The 7,266-nt window shown below is 73.9% G+C and carries 6 protein-coding genes; 2 read left to right on the top strand and 4 right to left on the bottom strand.

Going from position 1 to position 7,266, the window contains the following annotated elements; all coding sequences use genetic code 11:
• Nucleotides 1-43 precede the first annotated feature (43 nt).
• From ACFWEG_RS27445 to ACFWEG_RS27430, 4 genes are all read right to left on the bottom strand, one after another.
• On the bottom strand, nucleotides 44-2,314 hold the full coding sequence (locus ACFWEG_RS27445; RefSeq protein WP_387220378.1) for a SpoIIE family protein phosphatase: 2,271 nt from the start codon (nucleotides 2,312-2,314) through the stop codon (nucleotides 44-46).
• 301 nt (nucleotides 2,315-2,615) lie between these two features.
• Nucleotides 2,616-3,287, bottom strand: coding sequence for a DUF402 domain-containing protein (locus ACFWEG_RS27440; protein WP_387220376.1), 672 nt, complete (start codon nucleotides 3,285-3,287; stop codon nucleotides 2,616-2,618).
• Between the two features lie 99 nt (nucleotides 3,288-3,386).
• Nucleotides 3,387-4,775, bottom strand: coding sequence for a class II fumarate hydratase (locus ACFWEG_RS27435; protein ID WP_387220373.1), 1,389 nt, complete (start codon nucleotides 4,773-4,775; stop codon nucleotides 3,387-3,389).
• A 93-nt stretch (nucleotides 4,776-4,868) separates the two neighbouring features.
• Nucleotides 4,869-5,837, bottom strand: a complete 969-nt coding sequence (locus ACFWEG_RS27430; RefSeq protein WP_387220370.1) for a hydrogen peroxide-inducible genes activator — start codon at nucleotides 5,835-5,837, stop codon at nucleotides 4,869-4,871.
• Nucleotides 5,838-5,980: 143 nt separating this feature from the next.
• Between ACFWEG_RS27430 and ACFWEG_RS27425 the strand changes: the two genes are divergently transcribed.
• Nucleotides 5,981-6,535 carry a peroxiredoxin gene (locus tag ACFWEG_RS27425; RefSeq protein WP_387220368.1) on the top strand — a complete coding sequence of 185 codons (555 nt, stop codon included), beginning with the start codon at nucleotides 5,981-5,983 and terminating at the stop codon, nucleotides 6,533-6,535.
• Between the two features lie 6 nt (nucleotides 6,536-6,541).
• Complete coding sequence (locus ACFWEG_RS27420; protein ID WP_387220366.1) at nucleotides 6,542-7,075, top strand: alkyl hydroperoxide reductase; 534 nt, start codon at nucleotides 6,542-6,544, stop codon at nucleotides 7,073-7,075.
• Nucleotides 7,076-7,266 lie beyond the last annotated feature (191 nt).

The raw sequence follows: 7,266 nt of genomic DNA, 5'->3' as shown, positions 1-7,266 counted from the left end.
CAGCGGAGGACCGGGGCCGTCCCCGTGGAACCCGTGGTCCGCCTCAGCCCCGCGGCTGCGCGTCCGGGCGGGGCAGCTCGAACCAGACGACCTTGCCGGTGGACAGCCGGGTCGCGCCCCAGCGGCGGGCGAGCCGGTTCACCAGGAAGAGGCCGCGGCCGCCCTCGTCCGTCGCCCGCGCCTGCCGCAGCCGCGGCAACTGCGGTACGTCGTCGCCGACTTCGCAGCGCAGGACGTCGGTGCGCAGGAGCCGCAGGGTGACCGGCTTGGACGCGTAGCGGACGGCGTTGGTGACGACCTCGCTGACGAGGAGCTCCACGCTGTCGGTCATCTCCTCCAGGTCCCAGCGGGCCAGCGCGCGGCGGGCGAGCTTGCGGGCGCGGGAGGGGGCGGTGTCCTCGGGGTCGAGGAACCAGTAGGCGACGTCGCTCGGCGCGATCCCGTCGAAGCGGGCCGCGAGCAGCGCGATGTCGTCGTCGCGGTCGCCGGGGCCGAGCATGTCGAGGACCTCGTCGCAGAGCGCCTCCAGTGGCGGCGGGTGGTCCGGGCCGGTCAACTGGGCGGTGGCGGCGAGCCGTTCGCGCAGCATCTCGATGCCGGTCCACACGTCCCGCAGCCGGGACTCCACCAGGCCGTCGGTGTACAGGAGCAGCGTCGCGCCCGAGGGGGCGTCCAGCTCGACGGCCTCGAAGTCGACGCCGCCGACGCCGATCGGGGCGCCCGGCGGCACCCGCAGGACCTCAGCCCGGCCGCCCAGGTGGAGCAGTATGGGCGGCGGGTGGCCGGCGTTGGCGATGGTGATCCGGTGCGAGACCGGGTCGTAGACGGCGTACAGGCAGGTCGCCATCCGGTCCTGGCCGAGGCGCTGCGCCTGCTCGTCGAGGTGGTGCAGGACCTCCTGCGGGGGCAGGTCGAGTCCGGCCAACGTCTGTGCGGTCGTGCGGAGTTGCCCCATGATCGCGGCGGAGGTCATGGAGTGGCCCATGACGTCGCCGACGACGAGCGCGACCCGGTTGCCGGGCAGCGGGATGGCGTCGTACCAGTCGCCGCCGACCCGGGCCGTCTCGGCGGCGGGCAGGTAGCGGGAGGCGAGGCGGACGCCGGTGGGCTGCGGGAGCGACTCGGGGAGCATGGTGCGCTGCAGCTCGTCGGCGATGTACGCCTCGCGGCCGTACAGGACGGCCTTGTCGATGCCGAGCGCGCTGTGGGTGGCGAGCTGGGCGGCGACGAGCAGGTCGTCGGGCTCGAACGCCTCGCGCTCGGGGCGGCGCAGGAAGACGGCCGCGCCGATGACCCGGCGGCGGCCGCGCAGCGGGGCGAGGATCGTGTGCCGGCCCTCGGGGACGCTGCGGCTCTCGCCGAGCAGCTCGGGCAGGGCGGCGTCGGCGGTCGGCGAGTCGGCGAAGACCGGCCGCACGCCGCGCAGGATCTCCGCGAGCGCCCCGCCGGGACGCACCTCGCACAGCTCGGCGGCGGCCGGCGGGTCGGCCTGGACGGCGATGACGGCGCCGGTCGCCGCCCCGTCGGTGTCCAGCTCGTCGGCTATCTCGGCGATCCGGTCGGTGCGGCGCAGCCGCAGCACCACAGGACCGGTGGGCCGCTCGTCTCCGACCGGCAGCGGGTCGCGGAGGTAGACGAGGATCGCGTCGGAGAACGTCGGCACGCTCGCCCGGCAGAGGCCGAGGACGATCTCGTCCAGGTCGAGCCCGCGGGCGATCCGGCGGGTGGCGGCGCCGACGAACCGCAGCCGGTCGCCCTCGCGCCGGCCCGCGGGGGTGGCGTCGGCCGCCTCCGGGCCGGGGACGGCGGCGGTCGGGACGGCGCCGCGGTCCTTGCCGTGCGGCGCGGAGGCGTCCCGGCCCTTCCCGTGCGGCTTCGCGGCGTCCGGGTCCTTGCCGCCCGGCGCACGCTCCTCGGCGCTCGCGGACGGCGAGCGGTCGCCCTTACCCTGCCTGCCGCCCCGGCCGCCCTTGCCGCGCCCGCCGACCGCGGTCCGCCCGGACCGCTCGGCGTGCGCGGCGCGGGCCAGGGCGGCGGCGTCGGAGAGGTTGTGCGTGGGGACGTCGCTCTCCGGCCGGTCGGCGCCCGGGTCGCCGGCGGCCGACTGCCCGGGGCGCTCGCGGGGCGTGTCGCCGTCGGCGGCCAGCGCGCGCGGCGGCCGGGCGGACTGCGGGCCCTCGGCGTGGCGACCGCCGGGACGGGCTGCGGGCGCCGGGCGGCCGGCCGGTACGGACGGGGCCGGGCGCGGCGCCGCGCCGCGGGTGTCCGCCGCCTGCGGCCGCCGCTCTTCGTGGGAGGTGGGGTGCTCCGTCACGCGTCAGGTATCCGTCCGTTCGCGCCACTGCGGCGCCGATGTCGACTCATGTCGCGGTATACCCGCTGGGCGGGCGGTCGGACACGGTTCTGCGGTCTTGATGACGTGCTCGATGCCGTGCTGTGCGGTGCGTGCGGTCGGCGTGCCGGGTGTACGTCCCTGCCGCGCGTGCTGGATGCACGCACTGCCGTGACGCCCACTCAGGAACGGTCCGCGGTGGGGGTGTTGTCGCCGACCGGCCCCGTGGCCCACGGGACGGAAGTCGATCCTACGATTCGACCCCGGGGGCGCATCAAGGGTCTCACGACGTCATATGCGCCGGGGTGCGGTCCCAGTCGTCCGGCAGGGCGGGCACCGGCCAGTGCGGATCGGGCCGCCAGCGCTCCCAGCCGTCGCCGAACGGCGGGGCCCAGGCCTCGATCGCCGCGACCGCCCGCCGCCCCGCCGCGCGGACCCGGGCCGCCTGCTCGGGGCCCATCAGGCCGTCGGCCTGCGCCTGCGCGAACTCGTCCTCGTCGCGCCAGCGCCAGCCGCGGTCGGGATAGACGTCGATGTCCAGGAAGTGGTCCTCGGAGTCCACGCCGCCCGACCAGCGGGTGCGGGGCTCCTCCAGGTTCACGTACCAGTTCTTGAACCGCCAGCCGTGGTCCCACCACAGCCACACCGACCACGGCTCGTCGGGCCGGGCCAGCTTCAGGATGCCCGTCCCGTACCAGCGGTCACGCACCACCCGGCGGGGCCGCGTGTACCGGGTGGCGAGCGGTTCGCGCTGGATCGGGGTGCCGTCGGCGATCACCGGCTTCACGCAGGTCGTCCCGGGCGCCATCCACACCGCGAGCACGTCCTCGGTGTCCCGTACGACGGTGACCGGCCGGCAGATGTGGATCCGCGACCCCGCGTTCTCCCGGTACCGCCACAGGATCTGCCGCCCCGGCGCCCACCGCCCGCCCGTCTCCGTCTCGGCCTCTGTCATGTGCAGATCCTAGGAGCACGGCCCCCCGGACGCAGCGACCCAGGTCACGGACACGGCGGAGGGTCGTGAATTCCAGGTTTCCGAGGAGCGCGCGACGGGTCAGGGGCGTGTCATGCGCAGGACGTCCAGCGCCTCGTCGAGCTGCTCCTCGGTCAGGTCGCCGCGCTCGACGTAGCCGGCCTCGACGACGACCTCGCGGATCGTCCGCCGCTCGGCCAGGGACCGCTTGGCGACCTTCGCCGCCTCCTCGTAGCCGATGTACTTGTTCAGCGGTGTGACCACCGACGGCGAGGACTCGGCGTACTCCCGCGCGCGCTCGACGTTCGCGGTGATCCCGTCGACCGTCCGGTCCGCGAGGAGGCGGGAGACGTTCGCGAGCAGGCGGATCGACTCGAGCACGTTCTTCGCGATCACCGGCAGCATCACGTTCAGCTCGAAGTTGCCCGCCGCGCCCGCCGCGGCGACCGTCGCGTCGTTGCCCGTGACCTGCGCGGACACCATGAGGACCGCCTCGGGGATCACCGGGTTCACCTTGCCCGGCATGATCGACGACCCCGGCTGGAGGTCCGGCAGGACGATCTCCGCGAGCCCCGTGCGCGGGCCCGACGCCATCCACCGCAGGTCGTTCGCGATCTTCGTCAGGGAGCCCGCGACCGTCCGCAGCTGACCCGAGGTCTCCACGATCCCGTCCCGTGCGCCCTGCGCCTCGAAGTGGTCCCGCGCCTCGGTCAGCGGCAGCCCGGTCGTGCGGGCCACCTCCGCGATCACCGCGGCGGCGAAGCCCGGCGGGGTGTTGATGCCGGTGCCGACCGCGGTGCCGCCCAGCGGCAGCTCGGCGAGGCGGGGCAGCGAGGCGTGCAGGCGCTCCACGCCGTAGCGGATCTGCGCCGCGTACCCGCCGAACTCCTGCCCCAGGGTGACCGGGGTGGCGTCCATCAGGTGCGTCCGGCCGGACTTCACGACGTCCGCGAACTCCACCGCCTTGCGCTCCAGGGCCTCCGCGAGGTGTTCGAGCGCGGGGACCAGGTCGCGCGTCACCGCGGCCGTCGCGGCGATGTGGATCGACGAGGGGAACACGTCGTTGGAGGACTGCGAGGCGTTCACGTCGTCGTTCGGGTGCACGTCGCGGCCCAGGCGCTCGCTCGCCAGGGTCGCCAGCACCTCGTTGGTGTTCATGTTCGACGACGTGCCCGAGCCGGTCTGGAACACGTCCACCGGGAACTCGGCGTCCCAGCGGCCCTCGGCGACCTCCGCGGCGGCGTCCGCGATCGCCTCCGCGACGGCCTTGTCCACCACGCCGAGCTCCGCGTTCACCTTGGCCGCCGCGGCCTTGATCCGGGCCAGGGCCTCGATGTGGGCGCGCTCGATCCGCTGCCCCGAGACCGGGAAGTTCTCCACCGCGCGCTGCGTCTGCGCGCGCCATTTCGCGTCCGCGGGGACGCGGACCTCTCCCATCGAGTCGTGCTCGATACGGAACGTCTCGCTCATCAGGGCCTCCGGGTCGGGGTGCGTACGCCTTTCAGCAGCGCGGCCCTGCCACCTGTTCCCCCGACCCGCACCCCCGAACCCGCGGCCCCGGGGTCAGGCCGGGCGGACGGGGAGGTCGGTGACCGCGTCCTTCAGGGTGCGGGCGAACTCGTCGAACTCGTCCGAGCGGACCGCCCCGACCCGCCACACCAGGCCGACCCGCCGCTCGGGGACGACCGCGAACTCGGCCGTCGCGAGCTGCCCGGCCCGGCCCGTCTCCACGGCGAGCGCCGTGCGGGGGAGGAGGGTGGCGCCGAGGCCGCCGGCGACGAGTTGCACGAGGGTGGAGAGGCCGGCCGCCGTGGTGGCGACGGGGCCTCCGGTGCGGCCCGCGTCGCGGCAGACGTCGAGCGCCTGGTCGCGCAGGCAGTGGCCCTCGTCCAGGAGGAGCAGCCGCAGGTCCCGCAGCGCCGAGCGGGGGATGCCGGTCCGCCCCCCGAGCGGATGCCCGGCCGGCAGGACGAGGACGAAGTCCTCGTCGTAGAGCGGCCGCTCCACGACCCCCGCCACCCCGGTCGGCACCGCGAGCAGCAGCAGGTCGAGACGCCCCGCGCCCAGCCCCTCCACCAGCGACGACGTCTGCTCCTCGTGGACCTGCAGGTCGAGCTCCGGGAACCGCTCGTGCACCAGCCGCAGCACGGTGGGCAGAAGGTACGGCGCCACCGTCGGGATCACCCCCAGCCGCAGCGCCCCGGTGAACGGCGCCCGCACCGCGTCCGCCTCCTCCATCAGCGCGCCGACCGCCCCCAGCACCTCCCGCGCCCGCACCGCCACCCGCTCCCCCGCGCCCGACAGCAGCACCTTCCGCGTCGTCCGCTCCACCAGCCGCACCCCCAGCGCCTCCTCCAACGCGGACACCGCCCCCGACAACGCCGGCTGACTCATCCCGATCGCCGCCGCGGCCTCCCGGAAGTGCAGGTGCTCGGCGACGGCCGCGAAGGCACGGAGCTGGGCGAGGGTGGGCTGCTTGGCGGTGATGGCTGACTCCGGAAGGTGATGCGCGGCGACCGATAACCGGAACATATCAGTCCGCGCCGTGCGGCCGATTTCACTGATCAGTCACCGCGTGACAGGGTGAAACGCGTCCACCCCTTGGGATGGGCCGCAAGAAATCCGCAAGAAACGCCGCCTCGCGCGGCTTTTCCTCTCCGTCCAAGAGGAGCCCCATGCTTACCGTCGGTGACAAGTTCCCCCCGTTCGACCTGGCCGCCTGCGTCTCGCTGGAGAGCGGCAAGGAGTTCGCCCAGATCGACCACAAGACCTACGAGGGCAAGTGGAAGGTCGTCTTCGCGTGGCCCAAGGACTTCACGTTCGTGTGTCCGACGGAGATCGCCGCGTTCGGCAAGCTGAACGAGGAGTTCGCCGACCGTGACGCGCAGGTCCTCGGCTTCTCCGGCGACTCCGAGTTCGTGCACCACGCCTGGCGCAAGGACCACCCGGACCTGACCGACCTGCCGTTCCCGATGATGGCCGACCCGAAGCACGAGCTGATGCGGGACCTGGGCATCGAGGGCGAGGACGGGTACGCCAAGCGCGCCGTGTTCATCGTGGACCAGAACAACGAGATCCAGTTCTCGATGGTGACCGCGGGTTCGGTGGGCCGGAACCCGAAGGAGGTCCTGCGGGTCCTGGACGCCCTGCAGACAGACGAGCTGTGCCCGTGCAACTGGTCCAAGGGCGACGAGACCCTGGACCCGGTCGCGCTGCTGGCCGGGGAGTGATCCGGGATGTCGCTGGATGACCTGAAGTCCGCGGTCCCGGACTACGCGAAGGACCTGAAGCTGAACCTCGGTTCGGTGATCGGGAACAGTGACCTGCCGGCCCAGCAGCTGTGGGGCACGGTGCTCGCCACCGCGATCGCGTCCCGCTCGGCGCGGGTGCTGCGGGAGCTGGAGCCCGAGGCGAAGGCGAAGCTGTCGCCGGAGGCGTACACGGCCGCCAAGTCCGCCGCGGCGATCATGGCGATGAACAACGTGTACTACCGGACCCGGCACCTGCTCTCCGACCCGGAGTACGGGAACCTGCGCGCGGGTCTGCGGATGAACGTCATCGGCAACCCCGGGGTCGAGAAGGTCGACTTCGAGCTGTGGTCGCTGGCGGTCTCCGCGATCAACGGGTGCGGGATGTGCCTCGACTCGCACGAGCAGGTCCTGCGCAAGGCGGGGGTCGACCGCGAGACGATCCAGGAGGCGTTCAAGATCGCCTCGGTGATCCAGGCGGTCGGTGCGACGTTGGATGCGGAGGCGGTGCTCGCGGAGTAGTCCGTGTGCGCGTCGTGCCCCGGCGGAACCCTGCGGTTCCGGCCGGGGCACACCCGTGTCCGGCCTGCGGCCGGTAGCGCGCCCCTGCGGGGCGGGGGGGCCGACCGTGGTGCGGGGTGCGGTCGCTTGCGCTGGGCACGTGGGGCTGTGCCCACCCTTCCCCGAGCTCTCGGCTTCGCTCGAGCAGGGGA

The organism is Streptomyces sp. NPDC060194 (assembly GCF_042728285.1).
Classification (GTDB): domain Bacteria; phylum Actinomycetota; class Actinomycetes; order Streptomycetales; family Streptomycetaceae; genus Streptomyces.
The sequence above is the reverse complement of the archived record's forward strand: the minus strand, read 5'-3'. Positions and strand labels throughout refer to the sequence as shown.